The 17,454-nt window shown below is 48.1% G+C and carries 12 protein-coding genes; 8 read left to right on the top strand and 4 right to left on the bottom strand.

Annotated features, from left to right (window positions below):
• The first annotated feature begins 101 nt into the window (after nt 1-101).
• The 6 genes from ADIS_RS13940 to ADIS_RS13915 all read left to right on the top strand — a co-directional run bounded on the left by ADIS_RS13940 (nt 102) and on the right by ADIS_RS13915 (nt 8,899).
• A complete protein-coding gene (locus tag ADIS_RS13940; RefSeq protein ID WP_010855207.1) occupies nt 102-1,517 on the top strand; it encodes a putative oxidoreductase C-terminal domain-containing protein in 1,416 nt (471 codons plus the stop codon).
• 52 nt (nt 1,518-1,569) lie between these two features.
• The gene (locus tag ADIS_RS13935) at nt 1,570-2,826 is read left to right on the top strand and encodes a dienelactone hydrolase family protein (protein WP_155907462.1); all 1,257 of its coding nucleotides are present in this window, start codon (nt 1,570-1,572) and stop codon (nt 2,824-2,826) included.
• A gap of 23 nt (nt 2,827-2,849) precedes the next feature.
• The gene (locus ADIS_RS13930; RefSeq protein WP_010855205.1) at nt 2,850-4,055 is read left to right on the top strand and encodes an alpha/beta hydrolase family protein; all 1,206 of its coding nucleotides are present in this window, start codon (nt 2,850-2,852) and stop codon (nt 4,053-4,055) included.
• A 60-nt stretch (nt 4,056-4,115) separates the two neighbouring features.
• A complete protein-coding gene (locus ADIS_RS13925) occupies nt 4,116-5,000 on the top strand; it encodes a sugar phosphate isomerase/epimerase family protein (protein ID WP_010855204.1) in 885 nt (294 codons plus the stop codon).
• Nucleotides 5,001-5,055: 55 nt separating this feature from the next.
• Nucleotides 5,056-6,429 carry a Gfo/Idh/MocA family protein gene (locus tag ADIS_RS13920; protein ID WP_010855203.1) on the top strand — a complete coding sequence of 458 codons (1,374 nt, stop codon included), beginning with the start codon at nt 5,056-5,058 and terminating at the stop codon, nt 6,427-6,429.
• Nucleotides 6,430-6,706: 277 nt separating this feature from the next.
• On the top strand, nt 6,707-8,899 hold the full coding sequence (locus ADIS_RS13915; RefSeq protein WP_238325439.1) for an alpha/beta hydrolase family protein: 2,193 nt from the start codon (nt 6,707-6,709) through the stop codon (nt 8,897-8,899).
• A gap of 89 nt (nt 8,900-8,988) precedes the next feature.
• Here ADIS_RS13915 and ADIS_RS13910 read toward each other — a convergent pair whose 3' ends face one another.
• The 4 genes from ADIS_RS13910 to ADIS_RS13895 all read right to left on the bottom strand — a co-directional run bounded on the left by ADIS_RS13910 (nt 8,989) and on the right by ADIS_RS13895 (nt 14,515).
• Nucleotides 8,989-10,164 carry a class I SAM-dependent rRNA methyltransferase gene (locus tag ADIS_RS13910; protein WP_010855201.1) on the bottom strand — a complete coding sequence of 392 codons (1,176 nt, stop codon included), beginning with the start codon at nt 10,162-10,164 and terminating at the stop codon, nt 8,989-8,991.
• Nucleotides 10,161-11,537, bottom strand: a complete 1,377-nt coding sequence (locus tag ADIS_RS13905) for a sodium:solute symporter family protein (protein WP_010855200.1) — start codon at nt 11,535-11,537, stop codon at nt 10,161-10,163. The genes ADIS_RS13910 and ADIS_RS13905 overlap by 4 nt, the downstream gene beginning before the upstream one ends.
• A 12-nt stretch (nt 11,538-11,549) precedes the next feature.
• Nucleotides 11,550-13,169: an ABC-F family ATP-binding cassette domain-containing protein gene (locus ADIS_RS13900; protein WP_010855199.1), complete on the bottom strand. Its 1,620-nt coding sequence runs from the start codon at nt 13,167-13,169 to the stop codon at nt 11,550-11,552.
• A 131-nt stretch (nt 13,170-13,300) separates the two neighbouring features.
• Complete coding sequence (locus ADIS_RS13895) at nt 13,301-14,515, bottom strand: multidrug effflux MFS transporter (RefSeq protein ID WP_035806013.1); 1,215 nt, start codon at nt 14,513-14,515, stop codon at nt 13,301-13,303.
• 541 nt (nt 14,516-15,056) lie between these two features.
• On the opposite strand from ADIS_RS13895, the gene ADIS_RS13890 reads away from it, so the two are divergent.
• Nucleotides 15,057-15,287 (top strand): FeoA family protein, encoded by a 231-nt coding sequence (locus ADIS_RS13890; protein WP_010855196.1) that lies wholly within the window; start codon nt 15,057-15,059, stop codon nt 15,285-15,287.
• Between the two features lie 4 nt (nt 15,288-15,291).
• Complete coding sequence (gene feoB, locus ADIS_RS13885; protein ID WP_010855195.1) at nt 15,292-17,415, top strand: ferrous iron transport protein B; 2,124 nt, start codon at nt 15,292-15,294, stop codon at nt 17,413-17,415.
• Nucleotides 17,416-17,454 lie beyond the last annotated feature (39 nt).

The following is a 17,454-nucleotide window of genomic DNA, read 5'->3' as shown; positions in this document are numbered from 1 at the left end:
CGAAAGGTGGGTCAGCACTGTAGATAGACTCATTATCCGTTTGTTTTCAGGGTGTTATAGCCAAAATTTGAACGCTAACCAAGCATAAAACAGCAATTTGTATGAATGTAAAACCGAGGCTTTTAACAGGTGTATGTCTTTCCACCCTGTTTTTAACCCTTTCCTGCTCCACTGAACAAAAAATGGAAACCAGCATCCCAACGACATTCGAAGGAAAAGAAAACGAGATCAAACTGGTGACCTTGGATCCTGGGCATTTCCACGCCCATTTGGTTAAAAAGGCTAGCTATCCCCAAGTGGATCCCCAAGTGCACGTGTATGCACCGGCTGGTCCCGATCTTCAAGCCTACCTAGCTGCTATCGAATCCTATAATACCCGGGCAGAGGATCCTACCGACTGGAAAATGGAGGTCTACACCGGTGCAGACTTTTTGGAGAAAATGGTCTCCGAAAAAAAGGGCAACGTAATGGTAACGGCGGGCAATAACCGCAATAAGACCAAAAATCTATTGGCAGCGGTGAAAGGCGGGTTTCACGTGCTGGCAGATAAGCCCATGGCAATTGATCCCGAAGGATTTAACGTATTAAAGGAGGCATTTGAAGAGGCAGCGAAAAACGATGTGCTCCTTTTTGATATCATGACCGAACGCTTTGAGATCAGCACCATCCTTCAAAAGGAGTTCAGTCTGGTGGAGGAGGTTTTTGGAACGCTTCAAAGTGGCTCCTTAGAGGAGCCTGCTGTAACAAAGGAGAGTGTCCACCATTTCTACAAAACCGTTTCGGGCAAACCTTTGCAGCGTCCGGGATGGTTTTATGACGTTACGCAGCAGGGTGAAGGTATTGTGGACGTGACTACCCACTTGGTGGATTTGGTGCAATGGGAATGCTTTCCTGGTAAGATCATCGACTATACCAAAGACATCGAGATGATCAACGCTACCCGTTGGGCTACCGATCTGACCTTGGAGGAGTTTACCCGGTCTACCGGTCTCACGGAGTTTCCGGAGTATCTGAACCCCTACATCGAAAACGGTATATTGAAAGTGTATGGCAACGGGGAGATCAACTACAAAATTAATGGCGTACACGCCAAGGTATCAGTAATCTGGAATTACGTGGCACCGGAGGGATCGGCGGACACCCATTATTCGATCATGCGTGGAAGCAAGGCCAACTTGGTTATTCGCCAGGACAAGAAGGAAAATTATAGACCAGAGCTTTACATAGAGCCTATCTCCAGCACCGGACTCAAGGAGTTTCAGGATACACTGTTTGCTGCGGTCCAGAAATTGAGTGCAAAATTCCCAGGTTTGGGTGTCGTGAAGGTGACGGATGCCAACGCATGGCGGGTTGAGATTCCGGCCGAGTTCCGTACCAGCCACGAGGATCATTTCAGGGAGGTTACCGAGAAGTACCTGGAATACTTGGTCGATGGAAAGTTGCCCGATTGGGAAGTCCCCAATATGATTGCCAAGTATTTTGTGACCACTTCCGCGTTGGAAATGGCCAAAAAGTAACACACCCTTGGAAGTACCCCATACGGAGTCATCACCCACTACCGTCTAACTTATGAACCCTACTCGTAGAGACTTTATGAAAAAGACCAGCCTGGCCGGAATGGCACTTGCCGCCGGCCCGGTTTGGGCGATGGAAGGTCAACCCCGGCCACCGATAACCCCGCCATTTGTGATGGAAAACCTAATAGGAAGCTATGGCCCATGGGCCAATTCTCTGCATCTGGATTCCTTGCCCAGACTTTCGTTCCGCAACGGTCAGTTTACCGATTTGACGGAATGGAAGAAACTTGCCTTAGAACGGGTAGAAGACCGTATGGGTATTCCGGAGCTTGGATGGACGCCCTCAATGACCGTTCATAAATCATACACCTACGATGGACTTCAGATTGAAGAAGTAAGCTGGCAATTGCCCTATGGCAATCCGACCAAGGCAGTCATCTTGAAACCGGTAGGTGCTACAGGCAAGTTACCGGCGATTTTGGGGCTTCATTGCCATGGGGGTAATAAATATTTTGGATTGCGAAAAATAACCCGAACCAGCGACCATCCGCATGAGCTGATGGTTGCGCACCAAGATCATTACTACGAGGGTACTGCGTGGGCCAATGAAATTGCGAAGCGGGGGTATGTGGTGATGGTTGCCGATGCCTTTACTTTCGCGAGCAGGAGGGTTATGTTGGCAGATGTACCCGAACGTCAGCGAAACGGATTGAGCGATCAGAACCCGGAAGATCCTGAAAATATCAAAGCCTACAACGCATGGGCTTCCAACCACGAACATGTCATGGCAAAGTCGCTTTTTTGCGCCGGCACCACGTGGCCTGGAGTCTTTTTTGCGGAGGATCGGGCGGCGCTGGACGTGCTGTGTACCCGGACCGATGTCGATGTAAATCGTATCGGCTGCGCCGGACTCTCCGGTGGCGGATTACGTACGGTGATGATGGGTGGCTTGGATCCCCGCATTTCCTGTGCGGTATGCGTTGGCTTTATGAGCACATGGACGGATTTTCTCCTTCACAAGTCGTTTACCCATACATGGATGGCCTACATCCCAATCCTGCCCCAGGAGTTGGATTTCCCGGAAATTCTAGGGCTTCGAGCACCCAATCCAACCTTGGTGTTAAATGATATTGACGACGCACTGTATACTATGCCGGAAATGGAGCGTGCGGATCGCATTTTGGCTGAAGTATATGCAAAAGCTGGTGCCTCCGATCGGTACAAGTGCTCCTTCTATCCTGGGCCGCATAAATTTGACAAGCCCATGCAAGAGGAAGCATTTGACTGGTTTGACAAGTGGCTTAAATAAATGACCAAATTGACCATAAACCCATGATTTCCACTTTATATCCCCAAAAAGTTGCTGCGGTTTTCGTGTTCCTTCTTGTTTTTTTCACGGCAGTGCATCCCCTTTTCTCTCAGAGAAAACCCGTGGATAAATCCATGCTATGCGTCGGGAACCATTGGACGGAAGAAGAGGGAGCAGCGTTTTTGGCGTCCATACGTCAATCCTATACCCAAAAACCCCAATGGGAAAAACGTGCCAAAGCTATACGCCAACAAGTTTTGGATGGCACCGGTCTGAATAAGCCACCCAAAAAAGGCCCATTGAATGCGGTGTTTGGAGAGATCAGGCATTTTGACGGCTACACAGTCCAAAACGCGGCTTTTGAGAGTCTGCCTGGAGTTTTTGTTACCGGTAGCTTGTACAGACCAGCAGGAGCCACCGGCCAACTGCCGGCTATTTTGAGTCCACATGGGCATTGGTCTCAGCCCGGAGACGTGGGTAGATACCGTCCAGATGCGCAAAAACGATTTGCCAGTATGGCCAGGATGGGAGCAATGGTATGGGCGTACGATGCGGTTGGCTATGCCGAAATGGAAGAGATGGGTTGGATTCATCACCATCCGGACGCATTGAAACAGCAGCTTTGGAACAGTATTCGGGGTGTTGATTTTATATTGGAAATGGGAGCGGATCCGGGGCGTATTGGAGTGACCGGTGCGTCTGGAGGAGGTACGCAGTCTTTTTTGCTGGCTGCGGTGGATGACCGGGTATCCGTTTCGGTGCCAGTGGTAATGGTCTCGGCTCATTTTTTTGGTGGATGCATATGCGAAAGTGGTATGCAGATACACAAGACCAAGCATTTCCAGACCAACAACGTTGAAATAGCCGGAGTAGCTGCTCCCCGACCCATGCTATTGGTGTCGGTGGGAGGTGACTGGACCAAGAATAACCCCGAGATTGAGTACCCTCATTTAAAACACATCTACACGCTCATGGGTGTGCCGGATCTCATCGAAAATGTACATATACCCGAAGACCAGCACGGATACGATGATAAAAAACGGCAGGCAGTCTATCCGTTTTTGGCAAAACACCTGGGCTTGGATCTCAGCAAAGGTTTAAACCCTGACGGGACGCTCAATGAAGGATCCGTCACCGTGGAGGAGCAACGCACCTTGTACGTATTCGGGGATAAAAATCCCTTTCCCTCCAATGGTATAAAACACAATGATCAAGTAGTATGGAGGTAGCCTGCTGCGATTGACCCGGTAAATTATTTCAGCCAAAAAAGAAAACCAAAAGAACCAACCATGAAGAATCGCTTAGACCGCAGGGAATTCATCAAAAAGAGTATAGCCGGCAGTATGGCTGTAGGCTTGCTCAGTGGATTACCCATACAATCCCTTTTTGCAAGGAATCAAAAATTGAAGCTTGGGCTGGTAACCTATCAGTGGGGGAAGGATATGACCTTGCCCGAATTGATCGCTGCGTGCGAGCGAACCGGGTATGGAGCGGTGGAGCTGCGGACCGAACATGCCCATGCGGTGGAAATAAACCTGTCCAAAAAGGAGCGTAGGGAAGTAAAAAAGCGTTTTAAGGACAGTCCGGTAACCTGTCTAGGCTATGGGAGCAACTACGAGTACCACAGTCCAGACCCCTCGGTTTTAAGGCAAAATATTGAAGGAACCAAGGAGTATATCAAGTTGTGTAAAGACATCGGTGCCACCGGTATCAAGGTAAAACCAAATAACATGCCGGACGGTGTCCTAAGGGAAAAGACCATCGCCCAGATTGCCTCCTCCCTCAACGAGGTCGGTAAGTTTGCGCAGGATCATGGCCAATTGGTGCGGGTGGAGGTGCATGGTCGGATCACCCAGGAGCTTCCTGTGATGAAGGAGATCTTCGATCAAGTGACGGAGAAGAACGTGGTGGTGTGCTGGAACAGCAACGATACCGATCTAAAGGCACCCGGTTTAGAGGCGAATTTCAACATGGTAAAACCGTGGATAGGGGATACTACGCATTGCCGGGCCTTTAGCGAGACGGATTACCCGTTTTTTGAACTATTCCAGTTACTTACCGGTGCCAATTACCAAGGCTGGATCCTGTTGGAAGCGCATAGCAATCCCTTGGATAAGATTGCAGCCATGCAGCGGGAGAAGCAGCTGTTTGATGAAATGGTAGCGAGGTTGTAATTCGAGCAACACAACGATTACGAAAAGAAAAGAACAAAATAACCAAACAATTAGCATGACAGAACGAAGAGAGTTTATCAAAAAAACCTTGATGGGAAGTGCAGGCATTGCCGTGGCCGGCATGACCATGAGCGCAAAGTCCTACGGAAATATATTGGGTGCCAATGATCGGTTAAACCTTTCGATTATCGGTATCCGAGGTCAGGGAACCAACCACATCAACCAATTCTGTAAATTGAAGGACAGCAGAAATGTGGTGATCAAAAACCTATGTGACGTAGATGAAAATACATGGGCAGAAAAGGTAAAACTGGTGCAGGACCAGACCGGTGATAAACCCGGGACGGCCTACGATATGCGTAAGGTATTTGAGGATAAGGAAATTGATGCGGTGTCGTTTGCCACGCCCAACCATTGGCATGCATTGGGAGCCATTTGGGCAGCCCAGGCGGGTAAGCATGTTTATGTGGAAAAGCCAGCAAGCCACAATTTGTTTGAGGGCAGAAAGATGATCGAAGCGGCCCGAAAATACAATGTGATCATGCAGACCGGTTTTCAAAACCGCTCCATTGAGAATGTTATCCAGGCGATGAAATTTCTTCATGAGGGAGGCATAGGGGACGTATATATGGCCAGAGGCCTGTGCTATAAGCCCCGTCACTCTTTTGGTATTGCAAAAGACAGCACTCCTCCGGCCGGGTTGCACTACGATCTTTGGTTAGGTCCTGCACCGTATAGGGCTTATAATGAAAAAAGAGGCCATTATAATTGGCATTGGCACTGGGATACCGGAAATGGTGACACCGGAAACCAAGGACCACACCAGTTTGATGTAGCAAGATGGGGCCTTAATAAGAACGAGCATCCGGTTTCTGTTTACTCTACTGGTGGTATTTACGGGATTTCCCCCGCTGAATGTTCCCAGGAAACCCCTAATACCCAGACCTCTGTATTCAAATACGCCGATGGAAAGATGTTGGAATTTGAGACCCGGGGCCGTTATACCAACGGAGAATCCAGCCTGAATATTCATATAGGAAACATTTTCTATGGTACGGATGGCTACCTGGAATTAAATGGCAGTACCTGGAAGGCCTTTCGTAAGGACGAGAAGGAACCCTTTGCCCAATCTACCAGGGAACAGCGCGCGTCTGGCGGGGGATCCAATTTGATGGCAGCACCCGGAGGTTCGGAGCATTATGCCAACTTTCTGGATGCGATCCGTAAAAATGATCGATATGCGCTCAATTGCGATATCCGGGAAGGGCATTATTCCTCCGCATTGCCTATCATGGCGAATATTTCCTATCGCTTGGGACGCGGCCTCAATTTTATGGGCGAATACGAGCGGTTTGCCAATGACTCGGAGGCAGATACCATGTTGACAAGGCCGAGCAGACCTCCCTTTGTGGTTCCTGACCAGGTATAATAAAAACCTGTTCCATTATGGAAAGCTTACCTCCTTTGTGTTTGTTTCGACGCACAGTGGGTAAGCTTTTTTGCTTACTTAAAGGTATATTGAAGGATTCTCTACACGGCGGGGCAATCCAAATGAATAGAGAAATGGGCTTTAGCCAAATACTCGAATCATCAGCCCAATCGACAAAAGAGAATGTCAAATAAGCAAACGGACTATGATAATCAAACCCAAGATTTTCAATGTATTACGGGGACGGATGACAGAGTTCCAGCAAAAAACTGCGTACATGAAAAGACGACATTTTAGTGATACTGCGGCCGTTGGTTTTTCTAATCAACTTATGGACTTGGCTGATCCTTTTGTGCCACAAAACCCACCACTATTTAAAGCCGCAAGATTAGTATTACTTTTTTTGCTATTCCCCGGTTTCCTGATGGCCCAGGAAGACCTGAAAGTCATACAGAATCACTGGGTTAATTTTAAAGATGGGCCGAATGCCCTCTATAAGCATTTGTCCGGGCAGGCTTTTGGCTATTTGGAGCAGCGGGAACAGGCGTTATCGCAGATTCAGACCGCAGCGCAGTGGAGGGAACGGCAGGCATGGACAAAGGAGAAGCTAATGGAACTGGTAGGTCCATTCCCCGAAAAAACACCACTCAATCCACAAGTTACCCGAAGAGTGGAAAAGGAAAGGTTTGGGATGGAACACGTGGTATTTGAGTCCCAGCCAGGCTTCTATGTTACCGGAACACTTTTCCTTCCCAAGTCCATACGGGGCAGGGCACCGGCGGTTATTTTTTGCAGTGGACATGCATTGGAAGCGTACCGAAGTGTAACATACCAGCATATGATTTTGAATTTAGTGGCCAAGGGGTTCATCGTTTTTGCTTTTGACCCCGTAGGTCAGGGGGAGCGGTTGGAGTATTTTGACCCGATTACCAACGAACCAACCATCGGAGGTCCGACGAAGCAGCATTCCTACCCGGGCGCCCAGGCATTCATCGCAGGTACATCTCAAGCTACCTACATGATTTGGGATGGCATACGTGCGGTGGATTACCTTCTTACCAGAAAGGAGGTTGATCCAGATAGGATTGGAATCACAGGCCGATCGGGAGGGGGAACGCAGTCTGCGTACATTGCCGCATTTGATGAGCGGATCTATGCATCCGCGCCTGAAAACTACATCACAACTTTTAAGCGCCTTTGGCTTACCCATGGCCCCCAAGATGCCGAGCAGAATTTTTATCGTGGGATACAGCAGGGATTGGACCAGCCAGACCTGTTGATGGTAAGAGCACCAAAGCCAAATCTGATGGTCACTACCACCCGCGATATCTTCAACATTGAAGGTGCACGAGAGGCCGCGACACAGATCCGCAGCGTGTATGAAAGTTTCGGTGTACCGGATCATTTTGAAATAGTGGAAGATGACGCCGGACATGCCTCCACCCGTCAGAACCGGGAGGCGATGTATGCTTTTTTTCAACGCCATCTACGGTTGCCCGGCGATTCATCAGATGAAGCGGTGGATACGCTGTCTAAGGCAGATCTTCAGGTAACCGAAACGGGACAGGTGCTGACTTCTTTCCCGGGCAAAAGGGTTTTTGATCTGAACCAGCGGGAATTGGCCTCTCTGCCGGATTTGCCGGACAACCTAGTGGCCACCGCAAAGGAGCTTTCCGGCTACCAGGCACCTGAGGGACTTGCCGAATCGATGATGGTAGGCCGATTTAAAAGGGATGGATACTCCATAGAACAACATCTAATGAAGGGCGAAGGCGACTATTGGATACCCTATTTGTTGATGAAACCGGACATACCTACCGAAAGGGCTGTGTTGTACTTGGATCCATCCGGAAAAGCTACTGACTCCCAAATCAATGGCGATATGGAAGCGTTGGTTCGTGGAGGTGCGATGGTGTTGGCTCCCGACCTCCTGACGATCGGAGAAATGGGTCCTGGTGGATTTACGGGTGACTCCAATTTCGAAGGGCATTCCTTTAACCTTTGGTTTGGAAGTATCTTAATCGGGAGAAGTATCACAGGAATCCATGCGGGAGACGCCAATCGCCTCGTGCAGGTATTGAAGCAGCGTGAACAAGTTGCCGATATCAGCGGCTTGGCCAAGGGTGCGATGAGCGCGGTGTTGCTACATGCAGCTGCTTTTAATCCTTCTATTTCAAAGATTGCCCTGGTAGATCCACTGATTTCCTTTCAGGAGCTGGTAAAAGACCCTCAATATGATCCTGCCATGATTGCCTATACCGTGCCTTATGCTGGAAAGTCCTACGATTTGCCCCAGCTCCTGAATTACCTTCAGGATAGAAGCCCACTGATATTGGTAGCCGGGGGGGCAGATTCCGGAACGCTGCTTCGGGAATCGCTGCCAAGTGATAGGGGAGGAGCCATTCGGAGGGTTTCGGTTAAATCGGCGCTGGATAGGCAAGAGCTGCTTTCGAAATGGATTACGCCGTAGACCTTTGGTCTTGCTGGGAAAACGCTGCTAAAAACTTCACGGAACAGTACCGAGGCATCATACGTAGAAAAGGTGAACGAGTCGGCGAATTAGACGACGTAGAGCACAAGACCCTTCAAATAGGCGGTTTCCGGATGGAAGATATTGATGGGATGGTCACCGGGCTGGGTGAGTTGGTGAAGGATCTTGACCTCTCGTCCTGCCTCCATGGCGGCTGCGGTGACCGTGTGGGCAAAAAGGGTCATGTCCACAACCTGGGAGCAGGAAAAGGTAAATAATAGACCGCCGGGACATATGTTTTTAATGGCCAGGGCATTGATGCGTTTATAGGCTTGAACAGCCTGATGGCGACTGCGGATGTGTTTGGCAAATGCGGGAGGGTCTAGGACGATTAATTCAAAATCCCGGTGGAAATCCTTCAAGTAATGGAGCACATCCGCCGCCACGCTCCGGTGATTGGCCTTAGATAGCCCATTTAGGGCAACGTTCTTGTCTGTGAGGGCGATGGCAGATGCGGAAATATCTACCGAATGTACTTCTTTTGCACCAGCCTTCAAGGCATAGACTGAAAACCCACCGGAATAACAAAAGGTGTTCAGCACTTTTTTTCCGGCTGCGTAGTGGGCCAATAGGTGTCGGTTTTCCCGCTGATCGATGAAAAATCCGGTTTTCTGTCCCTTTTCCCAGTCGATTTCAAAAAGGTGCCCATTTTCCGATACCACTTGAGTTTCGGGTGTTCCAAATACAACCCCATCGCTTTCTGCGGCCTTTCCCGGCAGGGTAGAATCGCTCTTATCGTAAACAGCCTGCAGTTTTTCGCCATAGATGTTCTGAAGTGCAGACACGATATCCGGCAGTTGCTTGTGTATGCCTTCGTGATGGGCCTGTATTACGGCAGTACCGTTGTAGTAGTCAATAATCAACCCAGGCATTAGATCCCCTTCTCCGTGGAAAAGCCGGTAGACGTTTGTTTGGGAATCTTCGGTCAAACCGAGCCTTTGACGTAAGCTGTAGGCTTTTTTTAGGGAATGAAGCCAAAACGAGGCATCCAACGGTACTTTTTCAAAGGCAGCTATCCGAACAGCTATAGATCCCTGTCCGTAAAAGCCGGTAGCTACGGAATTCCCTTTGTCATTCCTCACGTCAACCAGGTCGCCCGATGTAAGACCGGGTGTTTTTGTGGCAATTGCGCCGGAAAAAACCCAATGGTGTTTGCGTTTGATGGAAATGTCCTTTCCTGGTTTCAGTTGGATAAATGCATTCATGGATTCTTTTTTGGTTTATGGTAGGATCCGAGTATCATTCCCACGCCACTGCATATGGTTGCGAGGAGAAAGGATGGGATAGCAAAGGTAAATTGATCCAAGATAAAATAGGAAGTCATGCCAAAGAAAACGGCAAGAATAGCCCCGGCAGGCGATGCTTTTTTCCAATAAAGGCCTGCTGAGAGTGGTATGAACAGCGAAACGAGAAGGAGGATGGAAGCACCTGCCACAAGCTCGTAGATATTTGATTTCCAGCTGGCCATCAGTACCGAGATCATGGCTACGGCAACCACATTGAGACGCAATACCCTTAGGACTTTTTTGTCGGTATAGTTTGGGATAAAGGGCTTCAAGAGATTTTCCGACAGGATCGCGGATGGGGCCAACAGTGCCGAGCTCGTGGTACTCATAATGGCCGAAAGAAGGGCACCAAAGAATATCACCTGCACCCCCAGGCCCGTATGTTGAAGCACCATCTGCGGTAGGAGCATTTGTGGGTTTTCCAAATAGAGGTCAGGGTATAGTGTTTTGGCTCCCAAGGCAATAAATAAAGGGAGCAATCCGATGGTTACATAGAAGAACGCGGCCAGAAAAAGGGAAGTCTGGGCTACCTTCTCGGATTTGGATGCCATGACACGTTGGTAGATGTCTTGGCTGGGGATGCTTCCCAGCCCCAAGATGGCCCAGGCTCCAACATAAGTGCCCCAAGCCGACAGTTCGGATGGAGGGAAAAACTGAAAGCTACCCTCCGGCGCATTGGCTAGGATACTACCTATGCCTCCAGCATCTCCAAGAATGATCACCGAGACCCACACCAACCCCACCACGATCACCGAGGTTTGGACGAAATCTGTAATGGAAATTGCCCACATGCCTCCAAGAAAAGTGTAGCCAACCACGATGGAGGCACTGATAAGTATACCTGTCAACATACCGACCCCGGTAACCGCACCCAGGATCAAACTGAACGCCACAAGCTGGGCTGCGGTATAACCAAAAAATGCAGGAACCATGCAAAAGGAGGCAATGTAGCCGACTTTTGTCCCAAAAAGGCGTGCAAACACATCTCCCAGCGTACGTACACGCATTCGATAGATGGGTTTGACAAAGAACAATCCGAACAATACCAGGCACAGTGCACCCCCAAAGGGATCTTCTATTACGCCCAAAAGCCCATGGGCCAGGTATTCGGAGGATGCGCCGAAGATCGTTTCCGATCCAAACCAAGTGGCAAATAAAGCGGATGTGCTAAGGAACATTGGCAACTTCTGCCCTGCCAGCATGAAATCTTTTGCGTTTTTTACCCGTTTGGATGCCCAGGCACCGATTCCCACGGTGAGTAGGAGATAAACGAAAATGGCAGTGGCTAGCAATGAACCTGACGTTTACTTCTTCCCGTACATCGAGTTTCGCAGCGCAAGGATTTCCGGGTTTTCCAGGTATTCTTCATAGGGAAGTCTGCGGTCGATGGTTCCGGAAGGGGTAAATTCGATGATGCGATTGGCCACCGACTGGACAAAGGCATGGTCAAATGAAGAGAGCAATACGGTTCCATTGAAATCGATGATCGCGTTGTTTAGTGCATGGATCGACTCCAGGTCCAAGTGGTTGGTAGGTTCATCCAGCACCAGGAAATTCGGATTCTGAAGCATCATTTTGGATACCATGCACCTGACCTTTTCGCCTCCGGAGAGGACAGACGCTTTTTTAAAGGATTCTTCGCCCGTAAACAGCATTCTGCCGAGGAAAGTACGCACATAAGCCTCTTCTTGGTTGTCGGAATATTGACTAAGCCAATCGATCAACTTAAGGTCAGAATTGAAGAAGGAGGAGTTGTCGTTGGGCAGATAGGCTTTGTTTATCGTGACGCCCCATTTGAAAGAGCCCTTTTGAATAGGAAGTTCTCCCATGACCGTCTGAAAGAACTTGGTAACCGCCTGCTTGGTACGGGAAATAAAAGCTATCTTATCACCTTTGTCCACCATTAGGTTTACATCTTTGAAATACACCGTTCCATCTGCTTCAAGCCCCAGTTCCTCGGTCAGAAGCAATTGGTCACCAGCTTCACGTTCGGGCTTAAATATGATGCCCGGATATTTTCTGCTGGAAGGCTTGATTTCTTCCACGTTAAGTTTTTCGAGCATTTTTTTCCGGGCGGTAGCCTGCTTGGATTTTGCCACATTGGCTGAAAATCGCTCGATAAAGGCCTGAAGTTCCTTACGTTTGTCTTCTGCTTTTTTGTTTTGATCGCTTTTCTGTTTCGCCGCTAATTGGGAGGATTCATACCAAAAGGTATAGTTACCAGTGTAAATGTTGATTTTACCAAAGTCAATGTCCACGATGTGGGTAGAAACGGTGTCCAAAAAGTGTCGGTCGTGCGAAACTACTATTACAAGGTTTTTGAAGTTGACCAAAAAATCCTCCAACCAACCGATTGTTTCGGCATCAAGGTCGTTGGTAGGTTCATCCAAGATCAGGATATCGGGGTTTCCAAAGAGTGCCTGCGCCAAAAGGACCCGTACTTTTTGATCACCCGACAATTCTTTCATGAGTTTTGGGTGCAGTTCCTCTGTCACCCCAAGGCCGGATAATAGTGCGGCGGCATCGCTTTCTGCGTTCCATCCATCCATTTCGGCAAATTCCGCCTCCAATTCTGCCGCACGGTTTCCATCTTCTTCACTGAAATCAGGCTTCAGATAGATCGCATCCTTTTCGGTCATGATCTCAAATAGCTTCTTATGTCCCATGATAACGGTCTTGAGCACGTCGTCCTCTTCAAAGGCAAAGTGGTTTTGGGATAAGACAGCCATACGCTGCCCTGGAGTAATGTTTACCTGCCCGGAAGTACTATCGATTTCACCCGTCAATATTTTTAAAAAAGTCGACTTACCTGCACCGTTTGCACCGATTACGCCATAGCAGTTTCCCGGTGTAAATTTTAAATTTACTTCTTCAAAAAGCGTACGTTTCCCAAATTTGAGAGTCAGATTATCTACTGAAATCATGCGGATTGTGTGGGTTTTTTCTAAAATGGATCAAAGTGCAAAGGTAGAAAATCCATCTGAATAACGTAGTCTATCCGTTTAAAAACAAGTCCCTATTGTGCTTGGTTCAAGTTTGGTCTTCACCGGTTGTATCAGGCCAGTTGCCTTCTAATTCTTTTTCCAATGGAATCGGCGTAGTAAATGACCATGACAACGAGCCCGAAGAAGATACAGATAAACATCATAAACACCATTGGAATGGCCGTTCCGTTATGGAAAAAGCTAACCAGGCCGGTTACGACACCCCCCATTGCCATCCGCATAAATCCCATCATGGCAGACGCACTGCCGGCGTTTTGGGAAAAAGGACTCAGGGAGAGTGCAGCCGCATTTGGAATACTCAGCCCGTGCCCAGTCAAGAAAATGAACAGAAAGAAGATGAAAACCTCCACGCTGAACCAATTCAGGTAAGTGCCCACAAAAATAATTGCCCCCAACACAAGTTGATAGGATAGAGCCGTGGCGACAATTTGCTCGTTTCGAAAATGGCGCAATAGCAGGTGGTTGAGTTGAGTGGAACCGATCATGGCCGTGGCCAATAGAGCAAAAACCCACCCATATTGGGTTTCTGATAGTCCATACAGGTTGATGAAGACGTCGGAAGAGCCGCCTATGTAGGCGAAAGGTGCGGCACCCGCAATGCCTCCGACAAGAATGAAGGTGAGAAACTGTTTGTTTTTAAGGACGAACAGGTATTTCTGCACTACTTGGGTGGGGCGAAGGGAAATCTGCCGGTCCGGAGAGGCACCATCGGGAAGGTAGATCAGGGAAAACACCAGAATCAAGGCTGTCAATAACGCGAGCACCCAGAATAGGTAATGCCAATCCATTTTTGTGGCAAGGTAGCCTCCGATGGTGGGTGCAATCATAGGCGATACGGCTATCACCAAGGTGAGCAGGGCAAAAGCTTGGGCAATTTTGTTTACTGGGAAGAGATCCCTGACCAAGGCTTGTGCTGCCACCATGCCTGCACAGCCACCTATTGCCTGTAAAAACCGCATCCAAATCAGGGATTCTACGGATGTTACCAGCCCGCAACCCACCGAGGCGATGATATACAATATCAACCCGGCGTACAAAGGTTTTTTACGTCCAAACCTATCAAGCAAGGGGCCATAGAAAAGTTGCCCGATAGCAATGCCGATAAGATAACTGGTAAGGGAAAGCTGCACCTCTGAAATGCCAGTATCTAGCGACCTTGCAATTGCTGGAAACGCCGGAAGGTACATGTCAACAGAAAAAGGACTGATCGTACTAAGGGCTCCTAGGATGAGGACTAAGGTGAAAGAAATTTCTTTGGATTTCATTAATTCAATACGATCAAAACAACTTAGAAGCGAAACCGATTTTAATGAGTATTAGTTCTTATTTTTTTTCTATCAAAAAAACATACATGAAAAGGTTATTTAAAACTAAAAAAATGCATTTAGATGCATTGAGAACCCATGAATTTACCTTAACTTTCAGGAGGAAATGTGGTTTCTGCTGTTTGGTTTCTCATGGATGGTTCATAGTTGGTTTAAGCATTGGCGTCCTGTTAAGAGAGAATTTATGAAGGGTTTTATATTGCCTATCTGATTTCAGAAACCGGCAATGTGCAAGCCTTACGATTATTGGTTAAAAAGTAATTTCAAAAGGGTTGCTGTCACCCGTTTTTTCGGCTCCCTGTTTTTTAACTACCAAGACTGGTTAACCAACTAAATTGAATCCGGTTCGTCCAATGACGGATCGGATTTTTTTCTTTCTGAAAGCGCGATAGCTGGAATTTTTCTATAGGTGTTTGGGTTCACATTAAGAAAGGTGTAATTTTGACTTGATCTTAATAAATAAAGCAAAATCGCGTCCCCCATGCCAAATACCTCCCTATTAACAAGTGGTACCCGATATAAAGTCAGGGAGATTGTCGAATCCCCGCTTACCATCAATTTTTTGGAAATCGGCCTGCAGCCAGGCAAGTCCCTTGAGCTGGTGCAGCGAGCCCCTTTTGGAGGGCCAATTGCTTTTTTGGTCGATGACAACCTGATTGCACTCCGTATTGAAGAGGTGGATCTCCTGATTTTGGAGGAAGACAAGCCCTAAGTGCATGGAGAAAATTACGACATCAGAAAGTGTTAAAACAATTGCCATCATAGGTAATCCGAATGTTGGCAAGTCCAGTATTTTTAACCAGTTAACTGGCCTGAACCAAAAGATTGGCAACTATCCCGGCGTAACGGTAGACAAAACCATAGGATCCCTGAAGCACGGCGATCAGACCTACCACTTGATTGATTTGCCCGGTACGTATAGTCTCTATCCCAAGTCGGAAGACGAGGAGGTTGCCCATCGTGTTTTGAATGGATTGGGAGAAAGGCGTCCCGACGCGGTCCTTGTGATTTTAGATGCAGTAAACCTGGAGCGAAGCCTGTTGCTGGGAACCCAGGTGATGGATTTGGGAATTCCCATGGCTTTTCTTCTTAACATGAAAGATCTCGCCGAGGAAAAGGGTTTGGAAATCAAGGTCTTTGAACTGTATAAGCGATTGGGAGTACCCTTGATTTTGACAGATGCGCGCAAAAAGGAGGGGATGGGAGCGATTCGGGAACTGATTTTCTTGGATAAGTTTTCATCTCCGGATCCCGTGCTCGATGTTGGGCAGTTTTTACCAAAGGACTTACTTGCGGCCGTGGTGGAGCGGTATGGGTTGGCAACACCCTATCAGGCATTTCAACTGCTATTGTTTTCATTGAAAGGCAATGTACTCGCTGAGCCGGATCGACTGTGGCTCCAGCGGCAAGCAGAGCTATATGCGGTGGATCTTGAAAAGTTACAAGTCGCTGAGACAGTGGAGCGTTACCGTATCATACGATCCATTTTGGATGAGAGTATCGTCCAAGAGGCTAAAAAACCTAAGGGCATCACTTTGGCGTTGGATCGGATAATGCTTCATCCCGTATTCGGGTATGCCGTTTTTTTGGCAACGATGCTACTGGTTTTTCAGGCGGTTTTTGCTTGGGCTGAAGTGCCGATGGACTGGATTGATGGTGGTTTCGCTGCTTTTTCCGCATGGATCAATGCCCTGATGCCTCGTGGCGTGTTTACAGACCTATTAGTAGAAGGGGTGATTCCAGGCATAGGTGGTATCGTGATTTTTATTCCACAGATTGCGTTGCTTTTTGGTTTTTTGGCGTTTTTGGAGGATACCGGTTACCTGTCAAGGGTAGTCTTTTTGATGGATCGGATCATGAAGCCTTTTGGCCTGCACGGAAAGAGTGTGGTACCGCTTATATCAGGTATGGCCTGTGCAATCCCGGGAATCATGGCGGCTAGGAATATAAGCAGTAACAAAGAGCGGCTGATTACCATACTGGTGACGCCCTGGATGAGCTGCTCTGCCAGATTGCCTGTTTACATTATATTGATTGGTTTGACGGTGCCATCGGAATCGTTTTTGGGCGTAAATGCCCAAGCCTTGGCACTTCTTGTCATGTATTTATTGGGGATATCGGCAACCCTGATGGGTGCGTTTGCGCTCAAATTCGTATTGAAAAAGGGTGAAAAGAGTTACCTTATCTGTGATCTGCCCATCTATAGGATGCCTAGGTGGAAGGCCGTTGGGGTAACTATGTTCAGCAAATCCAAGGTATTCGTATTGGAAGCCGGAAAGGTGATTTTTTCCATATCCATTGTGCTCTGGGTGCTGGCATCTTACGGGCCCAGTTCCCGCATGGAACCTCTAGAAGAGGAACGGGAAGCGGCATTGGCCTTGGTTCAAGACGAGGAAAGAGAAGCAGTTGAGGATGCCTTTGCTGCGAGGAAATTAGAGAATTCCTACATAGGGATCATGGGCAAAGCAATCGAGCCGGCTATTCGCCCCTTGGGTTATGACTGGAAAATCGGTATTGCGTTGATCACTTCATTTGCGGCAAGGGAGGTATTTGTGGCGACGATCGCAACGATCTATAGCATTGGTGCGGATGCGGAGGACGAGCTTACCATCCGTGAGAAATTGGCACAAGAAACCCGTCCCGGCACAGGTGAAAAAGTCTTTAACCAGGCAACCGGATTTTCACTTATGGTCTTTTATGCTTTTGCGATGCAGTGCATGAGTACATTGGCTGTGGTGTATAGAGAGACCAAATCGTGGAAATGGCCCATATTCCAAGCATTGGTTATGACCTCGGTCGCGTATTTTGCCGCACTTGTAACATATCAAATCTTCAGTTGATGGATTGGCAGGAAATAGTGGTGTTCTTTCTTTTTCTAC

The organism is Lunatimonas lonarensis (assembly GCF_000390185.1).
Classification (GTDB): Bacteria; Bacteroidota; Bacteroidia; order Cytophagales; family Cyclobacteriaceae; genus Lunatimonas; species Lunatimonas lonarensis.
The sequence above is the reverse complement of the archived record's forward strand: the minus strand, read 5'-3'. Positions and strand labels throughout refer to the sequence as shown.